The organism is Sphingomonas sp. SDUR79 (assembly GCF_056821745.1).
In genome coordinates this window covers 2,938,221-2,958,729 of the sequence record NZ_JBPDIN010000001.1, presented here as the reverse complement: position 1 = coordinate 2,958,729, position 20,509 = coordinate 2,938,221, and the positions used below count along the sequence as shown (strand labels likewise).

Genomic DNA, 20,509 nt, shown 5'->3' with positions numbered 1-20,509 from the left:
ACGCGGCACTGCGGAAGGCCGCGCGGCGGATAGTTTGTTTCAGCAAGGCTGAAACGGCTGTGGGCTGGTGCCGCAATTCAGCGAAGCTGATTCCAACTCTAGAAATCCGCGCCGAGCGTCAGCGCCGGGCCGGAACCCGGTCGGGCATCGCCGGCGACGCGCTCGCGCCAGTCCAGCGCAATGCGCAGCGACTGTCCGGCAATCGGCACGGTGGTGACGGCGGTCGGGCCGATGTCCATGCGCGCTGCGTCGCGCTGCGCCGCGCCCCAGGCACCGGCCCCCAGCGCCAGCCGCGCCTCGCCTGCAGCGGCTACCGCGCGGGTCACGCGCAACGCGCCGTCGGCGAACGGCTCGACCCGCGCGCGTTTGACCGCGCCAACCTGCGCATAGCCTTCCAGCGCGAAGGCAAAGGGCAGGTCGACGCCGCTGACCCCGCCGACAACGGCGACGGCGGGGCCGGACGTGCCGCCGCCCAGCGCAAATCGCTGTTCGGCCAGGAAGCGCATCGGCGCGCGCCACGGACGCCACTCCACGCCCAGTGCCAGCTCGCGCCCGGCTCCCGCAAGCGGTGTGCTCGCCCGCGCATAAAGCGCCAGCTGCCCGCGCCGGTCGAGCGTGCGCGCGACGCGCAGCCCCGCCTGGTCGCCGCCCAGCTGCGCTCCGCCCACGCCCGCCCCGCGTCGGGTGGCGAGCCATGCGCTGGCCTGCCAGCGGTCGGGCGTCGCGCGGGGTGCGAGCATCGCGGGCGGGGCAGGGATGCGCGGCAGCTGCGCGACCGTGCCCGCACTGGCCCGCTCGGGGCCGAAGGACACCAGATTCAGCATCGCGAAGCTGGCCTGAGGCGACGGCGCGATCGTGGCGGTGGTGTCGATGGCGACGTGCGCGACCGCCGGCTGCAACGGGACCGGGCGCGGCGCGATCATCGGGGGCGCTGGGTGGGGGACGCCGACCGCCGGTGCTGCGGCAGCGGGCCGGAGCGGCATCGCCGCCTCGATCGCTTCGGGCAGGCTCGCGCCTTCGGGCCATAGCAGCGCGACGCGCAGTGCCGCCCAGCCGACCGCCACGGTGGCGATGAAGCGCAGTGGGCGACCACGGCCGGGCAGCGTGTCTGCGGTCACGCCGCGTTCTTGTTCGAGTCGGGGAAGTGGTGCGCGGTCTTGTCCCAGCGCGCCGGGACTCCGCGCAGCGTGGGCCAATAGATCGCGATAGCCCGGCGCGCGGCGAGCAGCGCGATGAGATTGGCGACCAGCACGCGCGGGATGGCCAGCAGCGCCTGAACCGGCCCGTGTGCAGCCCCGGTGAACGCAACCCGCATCGCCACCCGCCAACCGAGCAGCCCGGCATTGACCGCCAACAGCCAGCCGACCGGCGCATCTGGTGTCGGGCTCGGCGTTCCGGCCAGCCAATGTCCGACCAGCGACACGCCCCAGGCGACCAGCGCCAGATAGGCAATGGCGAGTACCGGAATCGCAAGTGTCGCGCGCCGGTCGCGCATCCGCATCCAATGCTCGCCGATCAATCCACCGCGTTGCCACCCGACTCGGTCCCACCCGGCAAGTGCGATGCCGGTCAGCCAGCGCGCCTTTTGCCGCACCGCCGCGTTGAGGCTGGCCGGGAAATAGGCGCGCACCGCGATCAGCCCTCCCGCTGCATCGCGCGCGCGGACGAAGCGGGTACGCCCGCCCAACGCGGCGACGGTCAGGCCCAGCTCATAATCCTCGGTCAAGCTGGCGGCGTCGAAGGGCTGCCCGCCGCGGCTGTCGGCAATCCGGCCAAGCATCACACGGCGGATCGCGCAGCCGACTCCCGCAAACGGGATCGCCGCGCCCAATGCCTCGCGCACGACCAGGTTCTTGCCGTGACTCTCGGCGAACTCGTCGAGATAGTGTCCGGCGACCAATGGCGAGTGCGCGTCGGCCAGTGGCTGGACGGGCAACTGAACCGCGTCATAGTCGGTCAGCCAGGCGGCGAACACCGCCAGTTCATCGGGATGGACCAGATCCTCGGCATCGTGCAGCACCACCGCGGCGCAGGGCTCTCCCGCGGACTCGTCGCGCAGCAGCGCGCGCCACAGCGCATTGAGGCAATCCGCCTTGGTGGTCGGTCCCGGGGTCGGGCCGATCACCAACCGGACGCGTGGATCGGACGCTGCGACCTCCGCCACCGCCGCGATCGTCGCGGAATCGTTGGGATAGGTGCCGACATAGATGCGGTAATCGGCGCCGCGATAGCGGGTGAGGGTCGCGCGCAGCATCGCGCCGATCACCGCTGCCTCGTCCCAGGCAGGAATGAACAGGGCCATCGGCTGGGGCGAGACGGCCAGGATGCGGGATCCTTCGCCCCGCAACCGGGCACGGATGCGGGCAATGCCATAGGCCAGATCGATCAGCAGGTCGTCGATCCCGCCGATCAGGAATCCGATCGCGGCGAACAGCATCGCTTCGCGTGCGATACCGTCGATTGCGAACAGGATCGTCTGGCCCACCCTTCCGACTCCCCCGATTCGGACACGATACTGTCCGATTCGGATCGACAGGGGGCAAGCGTAAACTCAACGGCTTGCGCCATAGTGGAGCAAAGACACGCGCTAGAGTCGTTTTCAGCAGAGCTGAATTGGCACCGGCCCGCTCGGTGCCGCCTAGCCGAAAACGACTATAAAACGCGAAAAGGCCGCCGCCCGGTGGGGCAGCGGCCTTTCGTCTGGCATCGAAAACGCGCGGCTTAGCCGTCGTAATCGGCGCCCAGATTCTGGTTGCGCGGCGGCGCAGCGGCGGTGAGGCGCAGCGCCTCGGCCGATGCGGCGAGGCTGCCGACTTCATCGGGCGCTTCCTCATCGTCGATCTGCACACGCTGCAGGCTGCCGACCAGTGCTTCCTCGAGATGGTCGGGACGCACCGTCTCTTCGGCGATTTCGCGCAGCGCGACGACCGGGTTCTTGTCGCGGTCGCGATCGATGGTCAGCTCCGCGCCGCCAGAGATCTGACGCGCGCGCTGGGCCGCCAGCAGCACGAGATCGAAACGGTTCGAAACCTTGTCGACGCAATCCTCGACAGTGACGCGCGCCATGGAACGCTTCCTTTGGGCAGAGATACAGGAAAGGGGGCCATCTAGTTGGTGTCCCCCGCCGAGTCAAGGAAATCGCCCGATGCAGTGCGGGCTGGCGCGGCGGCGGCAAAGCGTGCAATCCCGGCGCGATGGAGCTGGCCACCGATCCACCGCCCGGTTTTGCTGCGGGCCTGCCCCCCGAACCGCCGCCCCAGCCGGTCTTCGCGATCGCGGGCAATCGCCTGCAATTGCTCGATACCGGTCCGCGCCGGCTCGACGCGCTGCTCGGGCTGATCGCCGGGGCGCGCAGTTCGCTGCGGCTGCTCTATTATATCTACACCGACGATGCGGTGGGCGCGCGGGTGCGCGACGCGATGATCGCCGCAGTCGCGCGTGGGGTCGAGGTGACGCTGATCGTCGATGGGCTGGGCAGCGACCCGGCCTATGATGGCGACTTCTTTGCGCCGCTGCGTGAGGCGGGCGGGCGCGTGTGCTTCTTCGAGCCGCGACTGGGGCGGCGCTATTTGCTGCGCAACCATCAGAAGATCGCGTTGGCCGATGGCGAGAGCGACGATGCACGGATCATCATCGGCGGCTTCAACATCCAGGACGATTATTTCGGCGCGCCGGGCAGCGACGGGTGGCGCGACCTGGGGCTGATGGTCGCGGGGCCGGCGGCGGCGCGGATGACCGGCTATTTCGATGCGCTATGGCGCTGGGCGAAGCGGCCGCGCGCGCCGATGCGCACGCTGCGCCGCGCGCTCAAGCAATGGAGCGAGCCGGAGGGGCAGTTGCGCTGGCTGCTCGGCGGGCCGACGCGGCGGCTGAGCCCATGGGCGCGCGCGGTGCGCCGGGACATGAAGAACGCGCGCGCGATCGACATTCTCGCCGCCTATTTCTTTCCCAGCCCCGCGATGCTGCTGCGCCTCGGTCGCGTGGCGCGGCGCGGCGGGCAGGTGCGCGTGGTCGTGCCGTCGATCACCGACAACCACCTGACGCTGCACGCCGCGCGATTTACCTATCGCGGGCTGCTGCGGCGCGGTGTCAGGATATTCGAATATCTGCCGGCGAAGCTGCACACCAAATTGTTCGTGATCGACGACAAGGTGCAGATCGGATCGGCCAATTTCGACATGCGCAGCCTGTTCCTCAATCTGGAGGTGATGCTGCGGATCGACGATGCGGCATTCGCGGCGCATGTCCGTAGCTATGTCGACGCAGAGGTAGCGCGCTCGCTCGAGGTGACGCGGGAATTGCACCGCGCGCGGACCGGGTTCTGGACGCGAATGATTCAGGCGGCGGTCTATTTCGTGGTCGGCGTGCTCGACTATCGCGTAACCCGCTCGCTCAACATCACGCGCGAGGATTGAGCTTCGGGAAAATCCTCCCCCGCCAGGGGGAGGTGGCGCCGAAGGCGACGGAGGGGGCGGAAGGGTATCCGCCCGAGATGGTTCGAAGCCGTCCTTCCCCTCCGTCAGCTGCGCTGACACCTCCCCTGGCGGGGGAGGATCAAAAAGTCACTTCACCGCGGCGAGGTCCTTCTCGACCTTGGCGAGCACTTCGGGGGTCAGCTTGTCGGCGGCGTAGGTCTTGAGCTGGTTGAGGCTCATCGTCTTGAACATCTCATAGCTCTCATGCGTCGAAACGCCGGGCAGGGCTGCGTCGAATGCGGCCTTTGCCGCCGGATCGGCGACAATGTCCTGAATCGGCGTGTCGAGATTATACTTCGCGGCAGCGGCGGCCGGCGCCGGCGCAGTTTGCGCGAACGAAGCGGGGGCGAGCGGCAGGGCCGACAGAGCGACGGCAAGCAACAGGGTCTTCATCGAAACATTCCCTCCCACGGCGCGCGCGAATCGCGGGCCGACCTTTCCGGTATGTTGACGCTAGCGTGAACCGGACATGTGCGCGAGAGGGAACGGGCTGGCGGAACCGTTGGCGCGACGCCATGTTGAGCGTGCCATGCGCGCCTTTGCCGACCTTCTCGACCGGCTGATCTATACGCGATCGCGCAATGCGAAGCTGCGCCTGATCGGCGCGTGGTTGCGCGAGACGCCCGACCCCGATCGCGGCTGGGGGCTGGCGGCGCTGACCGGCACGCTCGACCTGCCAGCGGTCAAGCCTGCGACGATCCGCGCGCTGGTTGGCGAGCGGGTCGATCCGGTCCTTTTCCAGCTGAGCCGCGATTTCGTCGGGGACACCGCTGAAACGGTCGCGCTGATCTGGCCCGAGCCGCTGACGCCGCCGCCCGAGTCCGAACCGCTGACATTGGGCGCGGTGGTCGACCGGCTCGCCAGCCTGTCGCGCTCCGACGCACCCGCCGCGCTGGGTGCGATGCTCGATCGGCTGGCGGCGGACGAACGCTATGCCTTGCTCAAGCTCGCCACCGGGGGCTTGCGCGTCGGCGTGTCGGCGCGGCTCGCCAAAACCGCGTTCGCCGAGGCGTTCGGAGTCGATGTCGATGCGGTGGAGGAGGTGTGGCACGGCCTCACCCCGCCCTATGCGCCACTGTTCGACTGGGGCGAGGGGCGCGGGCCGCAGCCGACCACGACCGACGTGCCGGTGTTCCGCCCGTTCATGCTCGCCCATCCGCTGGAGGAAACGCAGGTCGATCTTGCCGACTATGCCGCCGAGTGGAAATGGGACGGCATCCGCGTCCAGATCGTCCATGTCGCGGGCGAGACGCGGCTCTACAGCCGGGCGGGCGACGACATTACCGCCAGCTTCCCCGATGTCGCGAGCGCCTTTGCGACCCCCGGCGTGCTCGACGGCGAGCTGCTGGTGCGCGGCGAGGCGCAGGGGGGCGAAGCGGGCAGCTTCAACGCTTTGCAGCAGCGGCTGGGACGCAAGGTCGTGTCGGCCAAGACGCTGGCTGAGTTTCCGGCGTTCGTGCGCCTCTATGACCTGTTGTTCGACGGACTTGAAGATCTGCGCGAACTGCCCTGGCATGTGCGCCGCGGGCGGTTGGAGGCCTATGCCGCGCCGCTCGACCCGGAACGCTTCGATGTCTCCGCGCTGATCAAAGCGGAGGATTTCGCCGCGCTGGAGGAACTGCGCGCCGGTGCGCGCGATGCGGCGATCGAGGGGGTGATGCTCAAGCGGCGCGATTCCCCCTATGTCGCCGGGCGCCGCGTCGGGCTGTGGTATAAATGGAAACGCGATCCGCTCACCGCCGATTGCGTGCTGATGTATGCCCAGCGCGGGAGCGGGAAGCGCTCGTCCTTCTATTCCGATTACACCTTCGGTGCATGGACCGAGGGCGGCGAATTGCTGCCGGTGGGCAAGGCCTATTTCGGCTTCACCGACGAAGAGCTGAAATGGCTCGACCGCTTCGTGCGCAACCATACCACCGCGCGGTTCGGGCCGGTGCGGGAGGTGGAAAAGACGCTGGTGCTGGAGGTCGCGTTCGATTCGATCCATGCGTCGAAGCGGCACAAATCAGGCTTGGCGATGCGCTTCCCCCGGATCAGCCGCATCCGCACCGACAAGCCTGCGCACGAAGCGGATACGATCGCGGGGTTGGAGCGGCTGGCGACCTAAGCCAGAAGACAGAAGATCGCGACGCCGCCGCCGAGCACGAAGCCGGCGACCCGGGCCGTGTGCAGTTGTCGCTGCCCGACATTCCGCCAGCCGCTACGAAAGCCCCAAAGGAAGGTTTTCATGGCCGCATATTATCCCTTCGGCACATTCGCCTCAAGCTCATCGAGCCACGGCCCCGCCACCCCGTCCGACGGCGCGCGCCAGTCGCCACGCGGGGACAGCGCGCCGCCTGCAGAGACCTTTGGCCCGTTCGGGATCGCGCTGCGCTTGAACTGGCTCTGCGCGAAGAAGCGGATCAGGAATTTCTCCAGCCAGTGGCGGATCGTGGGGAGGTTATAGGCGACCCGCTGGTGCGACGGCACGCCCAGCGGCCATTCGCCCGCATCGGCATCCTTCCACGCATGCCACGCCAGAAACGCGATCTTCGACGGGGCGAGCCCGTGGCGCACGACATAGTGCACGAAGAAATCGTTCAGCGCATAGGGCCCGATCTTCGCCTCGGTGCTCTGCATCGCGCCGCTGGCATCGGCGGGGACCAGTTCGGGCGAGATTTCCTGCGCGAGGATCGCCTCGAGCACCGCGTCGGTTTCAGTATCGAATTGGTTGGTGGCGACGCACCAGCGGATCAGGAACTGGATCAGCGTCTTGGGTACGCCGGCATTGACCGCATAATGCGACATGTGATCGCCGACGCCATAGGTGCACCAGCCGAGCGCGAGTTCGCTCAGGTCGCCCGTCCCGACCACGAACCCGCCGCGCTGATTGGCGAGGCGGAAGAGATAGTCGGTGCGCAGCCCGGCCTGAACATTCTCGAACGTGATGTCGTACACCGGCTCGCCATCGGCATAGGGGTGGCCCATGTCGGTCAGCAGCTGGCGCGCGGCGGGGCGGATGTCGATCTCTTCGGCGGTGATGCCCAGCGCCTTCATCAGCGCCCAGGCATTGGCCTTGCTCCCCTCTCCGGTGGCAAAGCCGGGCATGGTGAAGCCCAGAATGTCGCTACGCGGCCGGCCAAGCCGGTCCATCGCCTTGGCCGCGACGATCAGCGCATGGGTCGAATCGAGCCCGCCCGAAATGCCGATAACCAGCTTGCCATTGCCGGTCGCGACCATGCGCTTGCGCAGCCCCTCGACCTGGATGTTGAACGCTTCGTAGCAATCCTCGTCCAGCTTTTCGGGCGCGTTCGGCACGAACGGAAAGCGACGGATCGCGCGGTGCAGCCCGATATCGGCGAAGCCCGCCGCATGCTCGAACGCGATGCGGCGGAAGCGCTGTTCGGGATGGCCCGCAGCGGCGGCATTGTCGTTGAACGTGCCAAAGCGCATCCGCTCCTGCCGCAGCCGCGCGACATCGATATCGGCGGTGATCAGTTCGTCCTCAAGGTCGAACCGGCCCGATGCGGCGAGCAGTTCGCCCAGTTCGTAGATCAGGCTTTGGCCGTCCCAGGCAAGGTCGGTGGTGCTCTCGCCCGGTCCCGATGCGGAGAAGAGATAGGCTGAGGCGGTCCGCGCGGATTGCGCGGCGCACAGCATCGCCCGCTCACGCGCCTTGCCGATGACGATATTGCTGGCGGACAGGTTGCACAGGATCACCGCCCCGGCCATCGCGCCAAAGGTGGACGGGGGCAGGGGACCCCAGAAATCCTCGCAAATTTCGGCATGGAACACGAAATCGGGCAAGTCGCTGGCGGCGAAGATGAGGTCGGTGCCGAACGGCACGGTCTGCCCGGCGATCTCGATCGTCCCCGACAGGCCGATGCCCGAAGCGAACCAGCGCTTCTCATAATATTCGCGGTAATTGGGGAAATAGCTCTTCGGCACGACGCCCAGCACGCGCCCGCGCGCGATGACGACCGCGCAGTTGTACAGCCGCCCGTTGCGCTCCAGCGCCGCGCCGACCAGCAGGACGGGTTTGAGCTTCGCGCTCGCCGCGATCAGTTCGGCCAGACCCTGCAGGGTGGCGCGCAGCACGGCGTCCTGCAAATGCAGGTCGTCGATCGCATAGCCGGTGATGCCGAGTTCGGGAAACAGCAGCAGGTCCGCTCCCGCCGCATCGCCCTGTTTCGCCAGCGCGATGTGCGATGCGGTATTCGCGACGATATCGCCCGCGCTCGCGCTCGGGGTGCAGGCGCCGACACGCACCATTCCATGCGCGTGGATCGAATTGAACCGCTGCTTTGCCACTAGTCGATTGCCTCGCCGATCATCTCCAGTGCGACGCGCATACAGGCAATTCGGGTCGGTCCGCGACCAATATCGCCAAAATGTTCGGCGCGATGGGCAGTGGCGCGTCCGGCGCGGGCGCAGCCGAAATGGACCAGGCCGGGTTCGTCATCCGGTCCGCCGGGTCCGGCAAAGCCGGTGATGGCGAGCGCGATATCGGCATGGCTGGCCTTTAGCGCGCCGTCCGCCATCGCCACCGCGACCTCGCGGCTGACTGCGTTGCAGCGCTCGACGGTATCGCGCGCGATATGCAGCAGCTCGCATTTCGCGTCCTTCGAATAGACGACGAATCCGCGTTCGAAGGCGGAGCTGACCCCCTCAACATCGGTCAGCAGCGAGGCGAGCATGCCGCCAGTGCAGCTTTCGGCGGTGGCGAGGCTGAGCTTGGCGTCGCAGGCAGCCTGCAACACGTCGCGCGCGGCGCGGTCGATGTCGTCGGGCAGCACCGGGTACAGCGTTTCGGTCATGCGATCCTCCCGATTGTGGGAGGGATCAACGCGCGGGGAGCAATCCTTGCTCCTAGACCTTGGTCGCGTAGATCATCCGCCCTTCGCCGAGCAGCGCGAACAACGTGTCGAGATCGCGCTCACCCACCGCGAAACAGCCCTGGCTGCGGCCAAGCTTGCCGTGCTTGGCGATCATGTCGGGGTTCGAATACCAGGCGCCATGCACCACGATCGCGCGGTCCAGTGCGTTATAGTTGGTCGGATCGAGGCCGATCAGCCGCTGCGACAGCTGATGCTTGCCGACATAATAGTTGGCGGCAAGGAACGCCCCCTCGCACGTCGCTTCCGAATTCACCTCGTTCGAAAAGCGCTGGAGCATGCCGGTATGTTCGGGGTCGGACCCGATGCCATGGCTGACCAGCATCGACCGCGTCGCGCCGTTGATCATATCGACGAAATGGAAGCGCAGCCGCGAACTGGGCAGCGAGAAATCGGCGATCGCGATGCGGTCCTGCTGACGGATGCGGCTGGAATGCAGCTGGAGCGCGGCGACGGCGCGTTGGAACAATTCGGGGCGGATACCGCGTGGAGCGCTGACCGACCGCGGAGCCGCCGGAACCGGCACCGCGACCGGCGGCGGGACGGCAACCGGGGCGGCGGGAAGCGCCGCAGTCGTCACGCTGCGCGCGGCACAGCCGGCGAGCAGGCCCGTGCCGGCAATCATGCCGGCGGACTTCAGGAAAGCGCGGCGCGAAGCCACGGCGTCGGTGATCGTGTCCATGCGTCCTCTGTGCCCCCACAAACTTCGCTATCCGTAAAAGCCACTATAGCGCAGGTCGCAGCCGATTCGTCCTAAGGGAGTCCACAGTTCGGCGTCGGTTCGCCGCAGACCTGGTGCGGCTGGTCGAAGCCTGTCGCAAATCGGGACCGCAACGCACCGAAATCAGAGCTGGGTGGCGGGCGCCAGACATGCCCTCGAATCCATGACCCAATCTATCTCGTCGGTCGCGGGCACTTTGGTTTTCGTGACCGGCGCGGTCTTTGCGGCACCGGGCGTATAGGTGATCCAGGCCATGCTGTTGTCGAAACCGGCAATGCGCTGATTGTCCTTGCGCGCCACGTCCGCGTCGATCTCGCGCTGTTCCACCCGCAATCCGCGCACCATGCGGATCGTATCGCCGCGCACGTCGAAGGCGCGATAATAGTTCATCCCGAACATGCGCGTGTCGAACCCCGCTCGTGTCGTCCAGGCACCGGTCCGCGCCGATGTGGGGACGCGCACCGTCGTGACATGGCAGGTGAAGCTTGGCTCCTTGTAGAAGGGGATTGTCTGATCCTGCTGCGCGGCGCGGACCCGCCGTTCGGGGGGACTGAAGCCACCGCCGGGCAGCGCCATGGATCGCTCGCCGCCGCCGTCATCGTCCCAATCGGGGGCCCATGTCCCTGATATCGTCAGCACGCTGGCCCCGGCCTTTGTGTCATAGCGCCATTTGACATCCTCGACGCTTTGCCAGGTGTCGCCGATGATCTCCTGGCGAAAGGCTTCGGTGAGCTGGTCCGGGGTCAGGCCCGAAAGCTGGACCTGTTGTTGGAGGCCCTTGATGCCGCGCACGATGGAGGTCGTGGTGACGCGGGTGGGCGCGTCGAATCCGGCGCGTGCGTCGAGATCGACGAGCTGAATTTCATCCGGCGTTTGCGCTGGCGACCATGACTGCGCCTCGATCCCGCTTCCCGCCGAGCTGAGCGGGAGAACCCAGCGATAGGGCAGCACCGGCGTGGTCGACGGAGGTGCGGCCGGCGGCAAGGTGCCGTCCATCCAGTAAACGCCATCCCCGATCCGCGCGCGGACCAGCACATGGTCGAACATGCGCGGGCTCGGCAACCGTGCGTCGAGCCCGTCATCGGTGCCGCTGTTATTGGCCAAAACGGCCTCTGCCGCGATCCCGAGCCGGGCGAGCAGGGCGAGCAGCATGGCCGTCTTGCCCTTGCAATCGCCATAGCGCCGCTGCCAGGTTTCCTCGGCCGTGGCGGGGGTCAGATTGCCGCTGTCGAGCCCGACATAGATATAGCGGACATCCTGCTGGACCAGCTTCAGCGCCGCGCGTGCCCGCTCCAGCGGATCGGAATGCGCCGCAGCGATGCGGTCGGCTTCGCGCGCCAGCGCCGATCCATCGGCCAGCGTCGCCGCCTTGACGTAAAGCGGCGCGAAATGGCGGGAGATCGCCTGCCAGTCGGCAAAGTCGCTATACTCGACGATCCGCTGCCACTGGAACCGGGCCGGCGCATCCTTTGGCGGCACCATCAAAGGCGGGTTGTCGAACTTCAGCTCAAGCCCCTGTTCGCTCAGCTGCGCGATATCGGTCACGTCGGGCGTCAGCTTGATTGCAGGCTTCTGCCCCTTGTCCCAGCTCAGCCCGAGCCGGTAGCGCCCCGGCGCGGGGTTCGGCCCGAGCATCAGCAATCCGGCATCCTGCCCCGCCAGCGTCGGATCGTTGACCCGCGTCGTAAAGGCCACTTCCAGCTCGTCCCCGACGCGCAGATCCGCGACCTTCAGCACTGCCGTCAGGACGCCGTTGAGCATCATCGCCTCAAGCTGGTCCTCGCGCCGCAACACCTCGAAGTTGGTGGTTTTGAGCACATCGATGACCTGACCGTCGCGATGCACCCGGATCATGTGGACGGTGGGTGCGCCATGCGCGGGGTTCCACGCGATCGACAGATTTCCCGCCTGCAGCGCATTGGGGTGGAGGATGCGGAAATGATAGCCGAAATGCTGGTGCAGTCCCTTTGCGTCCAATCGTACCAGCACATCCTGTCGCCGCACGAAGATCAGCCCGCCGGGATTTTCCGGAACCGCCATGGGCGCGGACGGCGCAACCCAATCCGGGACGGGGCCGCGCCCGACTCCATCCGCCTGAGCCAATGCTGGCAGCGGCCCGAACATCGCCGCGACCAGCAGCGGAGCAACGAAATGACGCATCTTATCCCCCCGATTTCACTGCATAATGTCGCACCCTGCCACAGATGCAATGCCGATCCTGTGCGGGAGCGAGCGGACCGTGAGCGCATGCACCGCTGCGCACCGGCAAAAAGCGGCATGGCACCACCTTGTCCTGCCCGCGTTAACCATAGATAGTAGGCGCAGTCGCCCGCGTAACAATGGAGTGTAGGGATGGCGTCTGCGGTGGCGCGGACAATGCGGGCGGTTTCGATCGGGCTGGCGCTATGCGTCCCGCTTCCGGCGGCGGCCCAGCAGGTGATGCCCAGCGGTGCGGACGAGATTCTGCTGCGCAACGGCCAATGGACCTGGATCGAGGATGCCGCCTTTCAGCCGACCGGCGGAGCGTCCGGGGTCACCCTGTTGATCAGCATCCCGGGCCAGGTCGCCTATGTCTATCGCGACGGGGTGTTGATTGCGGCCTCGACCGTATCGACCGGAAAGCCGGGCAAGGCGACGCCGGTGGGCGAGTTCACGATCCTGCAGAAACGGGTGCATCACCGCTCCAATATCTACAGCAACGCGCCGATGCCGTTCATGCAACGGCTGACCTGGACGGGCATCGCGCTGCATGCCGGGCAACTTCCCGGCTATCCCGCATCGCATGGCTGTATCCGCTTTCCGCGCGAATTTGCGCGGCGGCTGTTCGAGGTGACCGCGCTCGGCACCGCCGTGTCGGTGGTGGATTACGAGATCGTCGATCCGCGCGTCCGTCGCGGTGTGCCCCGCCTGCCGCCGACCCAGATGGCGAAGCGGGCCGACCCGCCGTTCCTGCGCGCCGATCTCGCCGCGTTCCGCACGGGTGATTATGATGTGGTGACGTCGAGCAACGACGTGATCATCCCGGTATCGACCGGCGCGCAGTCGGTGTCGCCCGAAGGCGTGGTGTTCGCGCCGATGGAGCCAGTGGTGCAGAAGACGGGCCGGCGACGGCGGTGACGGATTATGCGGACTCAGCGGGTCCCCTATAATTCACCGGGGCAACGGTCCAGGCGAACGGCCGCAACGGCCCACCCAGCGCCGCGACCAGCGCATCTTCGATCCGTCGTCGGCTCTCCGCCGCGATCGCCTTGCGCCCCGGAAAGTCATGCGGGTCGAACGGGTCGAGATAGTGGATGCGCAGCGGAAAGCTGCCCTTGCGCGAGAGGATGCGGCGGGCATTGTTGATCCCGCCCTCGTCGCCGACCCAGCCGATCTCTTCGCTGACGGCGCCATAATCGAGTAGCACCGGCTGAACCATCACGCCGGGCGGCGGCGGTTCGAGCACGCGCAGCATCGGGGTCTTGAAGGGCAGCAGCGACTTGCCGTCGGTGGTGGTCCCCTCCGGGAACACGGTGATCGCCCAGTTTTCGGTAAGCGCGTCACGCAGCGCGTTGATCTGCTCGGCCACGCCCATGCGATTCTCGCGCTTCACATAGACGGTGCGGTTGAGACCGGCGAGCCAGCCCACCACCGGTGAGGCACCGATCTCGGCCTTGGCGACGAATGCGGTCCCGCTCGACCCACCCAGCGCGAGAATATCGATCCAGGACAAGTGGTTGGATACATAGAATACGTCGCGCCGCAACGGTGTGCCGACCACCTCAATGCGTGCGCCAGCGATACGCCCCGCGCGCCATAGGAACCAACGGGGCCAGGGCGAGGACAGGCGCAACAGCCGCCACGAATAGTGCATCGGCACATGCGTCAGCACCGCAAGCAGCAACAGTCCGACGCGCCGCCAGAAGCGAAAGCTCTCTGCGGCGGTCAGCCGGGTGGGCAGCCCAAGGGCGGCGTCGTGGCGCCGCGGATCGACGCCGTCGCGCATCGCCTCAGGGCTTGCGCTCAAGCGCGACGCCGTACAGCTCCATGCGGTGATCGACCAGGCGGAAGCCCAGCCGTTCGGCGATCTGCTTCTGCAGCAGTTCCAGCTCGGGATCGACAAACTCGATCACCTTGCCGGTCTCGACATCGATCAGATGGTCGTGATGCGCCTCGGGCGAGGGTTCGTAGCGGGCGCGGCCGTCGCCGAAATCATGGCGGTCGAGGATGCCCGCCTCTTCGAACAGGCGGACCGTGCGATAGACGGTCGCGATCGAGATGCCCGGGTCAATCGCCGATGCGCGGGCATAGACCTTTTCGACGTCGGGATGGTCGTCCGCTTCGGACAGGACGCGCGCGATCACCTTGCGCTGTTCGGTAATGCGCAGGCCCTTTTCATGACACAGCGCTTCAAGGTCGATCTTGCGGTTCATGGCGATGATGTAGCGTCAAGCGACGCCGGGGAAAAGGGATGGCGGGAATTTGATGCACCCGAATGCGCTTGCGGCACCACCCTGCGCCGCCGGTCCGTCGATGCCGCGCACCGCGGAAGCCTCGGGACGCTCCGCCGCACCACCCCCCGGCCACCCGATGAAGTTCGTTTCCATGGGTGGCCGGTGGGGCGCAGGCCGGCGCCGTCGACCGGACGCGCGGCAGCGCATCCGGCAAACATGCTCAGCGCTTGCGGCGCTTGGTCCCCAGGCCGATCTTCTTGGCCAGCGTGCGGCGCTGTTCGGCATAGTTGGGGGCGACCATCGGATAATCGGCCGGCAGGTTCCACTTGGCGCGATAATCTTCCGGGGTCATCTGATAATGGGTCATCAGATGACGCTTGAGCATCTTGAGCTTCTTACCGTCTTCAAGGCAGACGATATAGTCCGGCTTGATCGAAGAGCGGATCGACACTGCCGGTTCCTGCTTCTTCACTTCGGGTTCCGGCTTTGCACTACCCAAATTGGTAAGCGCGCCATGAACGTTAGCAATGAGCAACGGAAGATCAGACACCGCCACGCTATTATTGCTCACATGCGCGGCAACAATATCCGCAGTGAGCGTGATCAGCGTTTCCTGCAGGTCATTCTGCGTGTCCATTTTCGTCCTTTCACATAAACGCGGCGGCGATAAGATTACGTGCCGCCGCAGGCGCTATCACGCCACACACCGCGCTTTGCAAGTCATTCCGTCCGATTTTTGGTATGATCAGTCGAGCGATCTGGAAAATGTGTGCGCGTCGAACACCTTGCCGTCATTTCCGCGATAGTAGTCGCGACGTTCACCAATCTTGCTAAAGCCCGCGTTGCGATAGAGCTGGACCGCATCATTGTTCGCGCGCACTTCAAGATGCAGCAGATCGGCGCCGCGATCGCGTGCATCGGCCATTACGGCGCGCAACAATGCTCCGCCAATGCCCCGCCGCCGCATCGACGGCAGGGTGGCGAGCAATAGCAGTTCAGCCTCGTTCAAGATCGTCCGCGCGAGCGCGAAGCCGACCGGCCGCCCGTCGATGCACGCCAAAGTGAACCACACGCCCGGCAGCGCCAGCATCCCCATGCACTGGCTGGGGGTCCAGCCCTCACCAAATCGGGGGTCGAACGCTTCGGAAATGATCGCATTCACGGCACGCAGATCGGCCGGCTGGCCGTGCACGATCTCGATCGGCCAGGGCGCGGTGCTCATGCTGCCTTGGGCTTGGCGTCCGGCGCGCGGCCATAGATCGGGCGCGGCGGCAATGTGGTGAGCGCAGCGGGAAGCAAGCGCGCATCCGCCGCGCGCGGCAGCGCCTCGCGCAGGTCGAGATCGTCGCGCAGCGCGGCCAGGTGGCGGACGCCATTGCCAATCGCGACGCGGTCGCCAAGCTGCGCCAGCGCGGCGTCAGGTTTCAGCGACGCAAAGGGCGCGATCTGCGCGAGTTGGCGGTCATAGGCGGCCATGAATACTTCACCATGCCCTCCCTCGAGCACTACAGCCAGTGCATCGATACCCGGATTGCGCGCGAACGCACCCGCCGCGACCAAGGGCAGCGAGGAAAAGCCATGGACCGGCACGCCCCAGCCAAACGCCAGTCCGCGCGCCGCCGCAATACCGACGCGGATGCCGGTGAAGCTGCCCGGGCCGCAATCGACCAGGATCGCCTCGGCGCGCCCGCCATCGGGCAGGTCGGCGATCATCGGCACCAACCGTTCGGCATGGCCGCGCCCGACCTCGGCATGTTCTTCGGCGATCAGCGCGCCGCCCTCGATCAATGCGACCGAGCAGGCGGCGGTGGCAGTTTCGATGACGAGCGTTCTAGCCAATCTTGTTGAACTTCCCGAAATCCGGACGCGGCGAGCGGCCGAAGATGGTCGCGGGGTCGCCCTTGCCAAGGGTGGAGATGAAATTGACCCGCACCGAGGGTTGGTCGGCGAAGAACGCGGCCTCGACCTTGGCCGCGTCGAACCCCGACATCGGCCCGGTGTCCCAGCCCAGCGCGCGTGCGGCCATGATGAAATAGCCGCCCTGCAAAGTGCCGTTGCGGAACGCGCTGTCGCGCCGCTTTTCCTGCGGGCCCTCGAACCAGCTCTTGGCGTCGGTATGCGGGAACAGCCAAGGCAGTTCTTCGTGGAAATCGAGGTCCATGCCGATCACCACTGCCGCCGGAGCCGCGCGGATCTTGTCGGGATTGGTGCCCGTCGCGCAATCGGCGAGCGTGTCCTTCGCCTCTTGCGACAGGCACCAATGGAAGCGCGCCGGCTGCTGGTTGGCCGAGGTCGGTCCCATCTTCAGCAGATCGTAGATCGCCTCGATATCCGCCGGTGTCACCTCGCCCGGCAGATAACCATTATAGGTGCGCGCGGTGCGGAACAGCGTGTCGAGCGCGGCGTCGTCGATCGGGGCGCCCATCAGACGGCCCGCACTTCGGTGACTTCGGGGACATAATATTTGAGCAACTGTTCGATCCCGTTCTTGAGCGTGGCGGTCGAGGAGGGGCAGCCGGCGCAGGCGCCCTGCATCTGCAGGAACACCTTGCCCTTGTCGAAGCCGCGATAGACGATGTCGCCACCGTCATTGGCGACGGCCGGGCGCACGCGCGTCTCGATCAGGTCCTTGATCTGTGCGACGATGTCGGCGTCTTCGGGATCATCGGTGAAGTCGGACTCGGGCGGCGGCACGCTGAACCCGGCGCTGCCCTGACGGAACAGCGGCATGTCGGCGCTGAAATGGTCGAGCAGGATGCCGAGCACATCGGGCTTCAGCCCCGGCCAGTCGACGCCCGGCGCGGCGGTGACCGAGATGAAGTCGCGGCCAAAGAACACGCCCGTGACATCGCCAAGGCGGAACAGCGCATCGGCCAGCGGCGATACCTCCGCTTCTTCAGGCGTGGCAAAGTCGCGCGTGCCGCTGTCCATCATGGTGCGGCCGGGCAGGAATTTGAGTGTCGCCGGGTTGGGCGTCAGTTCGGTTTCGATCAGCATGGACCCCATTTGGCGACGAACGCGCGTCGCATCAAGCGAACAGCGGGAAACCATTTGTTGCCCAGCTCCACGCGTCGTCATCGCCGCGCTTTCCTTTTGTGCGCGGGGAGAGTAAGGCACCGCGACTTTTCCGATCCGTACCAAGAGGTTTGTTTGGCCAAGGAAGAACTGCTTGAAATGCGCGGCCGCGTTGTGGAGCTCCTCCCCAACGCGATGTTCCGTGTGAAGCTCGAGAATGACCATGAAATTCTCGGCCACACCGCCGGCAAGATGCGCAAGAACCGCATCCGCGTGCTGGTGGGCGACGAAGTGCTCGTCGAACTGACGCCCTATGACCTGACCAAGGGCCGCATCACCTATCGCTTCAAATAAGGGCGGGCCTGTGCGGCTCGTCCTCGCCTCCACCTCGCCGCGCCGACGCGATTTGCTGGCGCGGATCGGCGTCGTGCCGGATCGCGTGGCGGCTCCCGATATCGATGAGAACCCGTTGAAGGCCGAGCTGCCGCGCGTCTATGCGCTGCGGCTGGCCGAGGCGAAGGCGCGCGCGGTGGCGCGGGCCGATGACGAAATCGTGCTGGCGGGCGACACCACCATCGCGCTCGGCCGTCGCATCCTGCCGCCCGCCGAGACCGAACAGGTGCAGCGCGAATTGCTGACCGCATTGTCGGGGCGTCGCCACCATTGCCTGTCCGCGGTGTGCCTGATCGGCCTCGATGGCCGCGCCCGCGTGCGCCTGTCCGATACGGTGGTTGCATTCAAGCGGCTGAGCGAAGCCGAGATCGACCGCTATATCGCGTGCGGTGAGGGGCTGGGCAAAGCGGGCGGCTATGCCATTCAGGGGCGTGCCGAGGCGTTTGTGCGCTTCATCTCCGGCACCTATTCGGGCGTGGTCGGGCTGCCGCTCTACGACACGCGCGTGTCGCTGGAGAGCGCTGGATACCCGCTTGGCTGAGTGGCTGTACGAGGCCGGAATCGGCGAGAACCGCGCTGCGCTGGTCGCGCGCGGCACCATCCGCAAGGCGCGGATCGAACTGCCCGGGCTGCGCGCCGACACGATCGCCATCGCCAAGCTGATCGACCGCAGCACCGGCAAGGTGATGCTGCCCGATGGCGGGGAGGCGCTGTGCGATCCGCTGCCCAAGGGGGTGACGCAGGGCGCGTCCTTCGCCGTCCGCATCGTGCGCGAATCGGTTGCCGAACGCGGGCGGATCAAGCTGCCCAAGGCCGTCCCCGCACCAGACAGCGCGCCCGCGCCCGGCCGAGATCTGCTCGCGCGCATCACCGCCACTGGCCTTCCCGTCCGCCACTGTCACCCGCACGAACCCGATGCGCTGGAGGAAGCGGGCTGGTCCGAAGTACTGGAGGAAGCGCGCACCGGCGAGATCCGCTTTGCCAGCGGCGCGCTGCTGCTGTCGCTCACCCCGGCGATGAACCTGTTCGATGTCGATGGCGGCCCGCCGCTGGGCCCGCTGTCGATCGACGCCGCGCATGCCGTTGCGGCGGCCATGGAGCGGCTCGACATTGCCGGGTCGGTCGGGGTCGATTTCCCGACGCTCGCCAACAAGCATGAACGCAATGCGGTGGGGGAGGCGATCGACGCCGCCTTGCCACAACCGTTCGAGCGCACCGCGATGAACGGCTTCGGCTTTCTCCAGATCGTGCGGCGCAAGACGCGCATGTCGCTGCCCGAACTGATCGCCGCCGATCCCGTCGGTGCGGCGCTGCGGGCGGAGCTGCGCCGGCTCGAACGCCTTCCCCCGCCGGCACCCGATACCCATATTGTCACCGCGCCGCTGCTGCGCCGGATCGAGCGCGAGCCCGACTGGATCGCACAGCTCCACCGCCGCACCGGCGGGCGCACCCGTTTTGTGGAAGCGACATGAAAGCAATCTGTCCGATCTGCGGCGCCAAGCCCGCGCCCGAGTTCAAGCCATTCTGCAGCCGCGGCTGCAAGGACCGCGACCTGCTGCAATGGCTGGGCGAAGGCTATCGCATTCCCGGCCGCCCCGCCGATCCTGAAGAATTGCAAAGCGGGCTGGACAGCGGTCAACCCCGCGACTAAGAGCGCGCCTTCATCCCGTGCCCGGGTAGCTCAGTTGGTAGAGCATGCGACTGAAAATCGCAGTGTCGGCGGTTCGACTCCGTCCCCGGGCACCATCATCCGCATCTTTCTGATCCGCGCCTTCGATTGTCGTTTCGCCCATAAGAGGTGAATTTCGCGCCCCATAAGAAGTGAACTAATCAGATTGCCACGAAAGACGGCAAAATCGACCACTTCGCGAAATTACTGGTTATGAGGAAATGGTGCCTTGGCTACCTGGGTCATTGCGGCTCGGAGCGGGAACATTGTCACACGTCCGCTACGCGCCCCATACTCGCCATTCAGCCTGCGCGGGCATTATCCAGAAAGCAGCCGTCTGTTAATTCAGAGTTGAGTGACGGCTGGATGGTTTTTGAGTTCAAGGCTCAGGACCTTGGTGCGCTTCCATGCTGGGGAAAAGCGGCGCTGAAGTCCCCGTGCACCTTCATCGCGTTTCAGGGCGGCTTCGTCGTTTCGTGCGGAATCCGTCCGCAGTGGTGACGAAAAGCTGGTGCCGGTTGCAGTGCGTGGCATCGAACGACGATGACGATCTCATCCAAGGCATATGTATTGCGCCGGTCCGCAAAGCTGGCCGGCTGGATCGGCTTCGCGTCGTTCGAACTTTTGATTGTCGCGCTTGTCAGCCTAGTGGCTTCGGTCCGTTGTTGCGGTGCACAGAGTCCGGCTGGTCCTCAATCGCCGGGCGAGTGGCTCGCGCTCGCGCTGTTCGCCCCGGTCATGCTGCTCTTGGGCGCAGCAGTGGGCGGCGGGATCGCGTGCGCGCTGGAAGGCCTGCTGCGACTATTCGCCCGCATAGCCGAATCCCGTCCAGACGCATCTTCGTCGTAAGCGCGGGCATTGCCGTCGCGCCCTGCTGGCCAAGACAGCGACTAGCGAATGACAAGGCACCCCTCACTTCAGCGAGGAAA

Annotated in this window: 24 protein-coding genes and 1 tRNA gene; 9 read left to right on the top strand and 16 right to left on the bottom strand. The window is 66.4% G+C overall.

Going from position 1 to position 20,509, the window contains the following annotated elements; translation table 11 throughout:
• Window positions 1–98: 98 nt before the first annotated feature.
• The 3 genes from ACRYLO_RS14520 to rpoZ all read right to left on the bottom strand — a co-directional run bounded on the left by ACRYLO_RS14520 (window position 99) and on the right by rpoZ (window position 3,066).
• On the bottom strand, window positions 99–1,118 hold the full coding sequence (locus ACRYLO_RS14520) for a hypothetical protein (RefSeq protein WP_482660811.1): 1,020 nt from the start codon (window positions 1,116–1,118) through the stop codon (window positions 99–101).
• Window positions 1,115–2,485 carry a glycosyl transferase family protein gene (locus tag ACRYLO_RS14515; protein WP_482660810.1) on the bottom strand — a complete coding sequence of 457 codons (1,371 nt, stop codon included), beginning with the start codon at window positions 2,483–2,485 and terminating at the stop codon, window positions 1,115–1,117. Before ACRYLO_RS14515 ends, ACRYLO_RS14520 begins: the two co-directional genes overlap by 4 nt.
• A 236-nt stretch (window positions 2,486–2,721) precedes the next feature.
• Complete coding sequence (gene rpoZ, locus ACRYLO_RS14510; protein WP_294015319.1) at window positions 2,722–3,066, bottom strand: DNA-directed RNA polymerase subunit omega; 345 nt, start codon at window positions 3,064–3,066, stop codon at window positions 2,722–2,724.
• A 128-nt stretch (window positions 3,067–3,194) separates the two neighbouring features.
• Here rpoZ and ACRYLO_RS14505 point away from each other — a divergent pair, with 128 nt between their 5' ends.
• Window positions 3,195–4,415 carry a phospholipase D-like domain-containing protein gene (locus tag ACRYLO_RS14505; protein WP_482660809.1) on the top strand — a complete coding sequence of 407 codons (1,221 nt, stop codon included), beginning with the start codon at window positions 3,195–3,197 and terminating at the stop codon, window positions 4,413–4,415.
• Window positions 4,416–4,562: 147 nt separating this feature from the next.
• Here ACRYLO_RS14505 and ACRYLO_RS14500 read toward each other — a convergent pair whose 3' ends face one another.
• The gene (locus tag ACRYLO_RS14500) at window positions 4,563–4,868 is read right to left on the bottom strand and encodes a hypothetical protein (protein WP_422055804.1); all 306 of its coding nucleotides are present in this window, start codon (window positions 4,866–4,868) and stop codon (window positions 4,563–4,565) included.
• A 136-nt stretch (window positions 4,869–5,004) separates the two neighbouring features.
• Between ACRYLO_RS14500 and ACRYLO_RS14495 the strand changes: the two genes are divergently transcribed.
• On the top strand, window positions 5,005–6,582 hold the full coding sequence (locus ACRYLO_RS14495; RefSeq protein ID WP_482660808.1) for a cisplatin damage response ATP-dependent DNA ligase: 1,578 nt from the start codon (window positions 5,005–5,007) through the stop codon (window positions 6,580–6,582).
• On the opposite strand, the gene ACRYLO_RS14490 is transcribed toward ACRYLO_RS14495, so the two are convergent.
• The 5 genes from ACRYLO_RS14490 to ACRYLO_RS14470 all read right to left on the bottom strand — a co-directional run bounded on the left by ACRYLO_RS14490 (window position 6,579) and on the right by ACRYLO_RS14470 (window position 12,230).
• Window positions 6,579–6,704, bottom strand: a complete 126-nt coding sequence (locus ACRYLO_RS14490) for a hypothetical protein (RefSeq protein WP_482660807.1) — start codon at window positions 6,702–6,704, stop codon at window positions 6,579–6,581. The genes ACRYLO_RS14495 and ACRYLO_RS14490 overlap by 4 nt on opposite strands.
• 9 nt (window positions 6,705–6,713) lie before the next feature.
• On the bottom strand, window positions 6,714–8,765 hold the full coding sequence (locus ACRYLO_RS14485) for an NAD(+) synthase (protein WP_482660806.1): 2,052 nt from the start codon (window positions 8,763–8,765) through the stop codon (window positions 6,714–6,716).
• Entirely contained in the window at window positions 8,765–9,271 is a 507-nt protein-coding gene (locus ACRYLO_RS14480; RefSeq protein ID WP_482660805.1) for a CinA family protein, read from the bottom strand. Before ACRYLO_RS14480 ends, ACRYLO_RS14485 begins: the two co-directional genes overlap by 1 nt.
• Window positions 9,272–9,323: 52 nt before the next feature.
• Complete coding sequence (locus tag ACRYLO_RS14475; protein WP_482660804.1) at window positions 9,324–10,031, bottom strand: murein L,D-transpeptidase catalytic domain family protein; 708 nt, start codon at window positions 10,029–10,031, stop codon at window positions 9,324–9,326.
• 162 nt (window positions 10,032–10,193) lie between these two features.
• Entirely contained in the window at window positions 10,194–12,230 is a 2,037-nt protein-coding gene (locus tag ACRYLO_RS14470) for a DUF3857 domain-containing protein (RefSeq protein WP_482660803.1), read from the bottom strand.
• Between the two features lie 192 nt (window positions 12,231–12,422).
• On the opposite strand from ACRYLO_RS14470, the gene ACRYLO_RS14465 reads away from it, so the two are divergent.
• On the top strand, window positions 12,423–13,187 hold the full coding sequence (locus tag ACRYLO_RS14465) for a L,D-transpeptidase family protein (RefSeq protein ID WP_482660802.1): 765 nt from the start codon (window positions 12,423–12,425) through the stop codon (window positions 13,185–13,187).
• Window positions 13,188–13,191: 4 nt separating this feature from the next.
• Here the strand turns inward: ACRYLO_RS14465 and ACRYLO_RS14460 are convergent, their stop codons facing one another.
• The 7 genes from ACRYLO_RS14460 to ACRYLO_RS14430 all read right to left on the bottom strand — a co-directional run bounded on the left by ACRYLO_RS14460 (window position 13,192) and on the right by ACRYLO_RS14430 (window position 17,500).
• Complete coding sequence (locus ACRYLO_RS14460) at window positions 13,192–14,055, bottom strand: lysophospholipid acyltransferase family protein (RefSeq protein WP_482661751.1); 864 nt, start codon at window positions 14,053–14,055, stop codon at window positions 13,192–13,194.
• 4 nt (window positions 14,056–14,059) lie between these two features.
• The gene (locus tag ACRYLO_RS14455) at window positions 14,060–14,482 is read right to left on the bottom strand and encodes a Fur family transcriptional regulator (RefSeq protein WP_066657248.1); all 423 of its coding nucleotides are present in this window, start codon (window positions 14,480–14,482) and stop codon (window positions 14,060–14,062) included.
• Between the two features lie 241 nt (window positions 14,483–14,723).
• A complete protein-coding gene (locus tag ACRYLO_RS14450) occupies window positions 14,724–15,140 on the bottom strand; it encodes a Ros/MucR family transcriptional regulator (protein WP_294015308.1) in 417 nt (138 codons plus the stop codon).
• Window positions 15,141–15,248: 108 nt separating this feature from the next.
• The gene (locus ACRYLO_RS14445) at window positions 15,249–15,725 is read right to left on the bottom strand and encodes a GNAT family N-acetyltransferase (protein WP_482660801.1); all 477 of its coding nucleotides are present in this window, start codon (window positions 15,723–15,725) and stop codon (window positions 15,249–15,251) included.
• Window positions 15,722–16,342: a tRNA (adenosine(37)-N6)-threonylcarbamoyltransferase complex dimerization subunit type 1 TsaB gene (tsaB, locus tag ACRYLO_RS14440; RefSeq protein ID WP_482660800.1), complete on the bottom strand. Its 621-nt coding sequence runs from the start codon at window positions 16,340–16,342 to the stop codon at window positions 15,722–15,724. The genes ACRYLO_RS14445 and tsaB overlap by 4 nt, the downstream gene beginning before the upstream one ends.
• Window positions 16,335–16,928, bottom strand: coding sequence for a malonic semialdehyde reductase (locus ACRYLO_RS14435; RefSeq protein WP_482660799.1), 594 nt, complete (start codon window positions 16,926–16,928; stop codon window positions 16,335–16,337). Before ACRYLO_RS14435 ends, tsaB begins: the two co-directional genes overlap by 8 nt.
• Complete coding sequence (locus ACRYLO_RS14430) at window positions 16,928–17,500, bottom strand: NifU family protein (RefSeq protein ID WP_482660798.1); 573 nt, start codon at window positions 17,498–17,500, stop codon at window positions 16,928–16,930. Before ACRYLO_RS14430 ends, ACRYLO_RS14435 begins: the two co-directional genes overlap by 1 nt.
• A 153-nt stretch (window positions 17,501–17,653) precedes the next feature.
• Here ACRYLO_RS14430 and infA point away from each other — a divergent pair, with 153 nt between their 5' ends.
• The 6 genes from infA (at window position 17,654) to ACRYLO_RS14400 (ending at window position 20,429) form a co-directional block, all read left to right on the top strand.
• A complete protein-coding gene (gene infA / locus ACRYLO_RS14425) occupies window positions 17,654–17,872 on the top strand; it encodes a translation initiation factor IF-1 (RefSeq protein WP_033923152.1) in 219 nt (72 codons plus the stop codon).
• Window positions 17,873–17,882: 10 nt separating this feature from the next.
• The gene (locus tag ACRYLO_RS14420) at window positions 17,883–18,452 is read left to right on the top strand and encodes a Maf family protein (protein ID WP_482660797.1); all 570 of its coding nucleotides are present in this window, start codon (window positions 17,883–17,885) and stop codon (window positions 18,450–18,452) included.
• Window positions 18,445–19,383: a ribonuclease gene (locus ACRYLO_RS14415; RefSeq protein ID WP_482660796.1), complete on the top strand. Its 939-nt coding sequence runs from the start codon at window positions 18,445–18,447 to the stop codon at window positions 19,381–19,383. Before ACRYLO_RS14420 ends, ACRYLO_RS14415 begins: the two co-directional genes overlap by 8 nt.
• Window positions 19,380–19,562 (top strand): DNA gyrase inhibitor YacG, encoded by a 183-nt coding sequence (locus tag ACRYLO_RS14410; protein ID WP_066662133.1) that lies wholly within the window; start codon window positions 19,380–19,382, stop codon window positions 19,560–19,562. Before ACRYLO_RS14415 ends, ACRYLO_RS14410 begins: the two co-directional genes overlap by 4 nt.
• Before the next feature lie 19 nt (window positions 19,563–19,581).
• Window positions 19,582–19,657, top strand: a tRNA-Phe gene (locus ACRYLO_RS14405).
• Between the two features lie 466 nt (window positions 19,658–20,123).
• Window positions 20,124–20,429 carry a hypothetical protein gene (locus ACRYLO_RS14400; RefSeq protein WP_482660795.1) on the top strand — a complete coding sequence of 102 codons (306 nt, stop codon included), beginning with the start codon at window positions 20,124–20,126 and terminating at the stop codon, window positions 20,427–20,429.
• The last annotated feature ends 80 nt before the right edge of the window (window positions 20,430–20,509 follow it).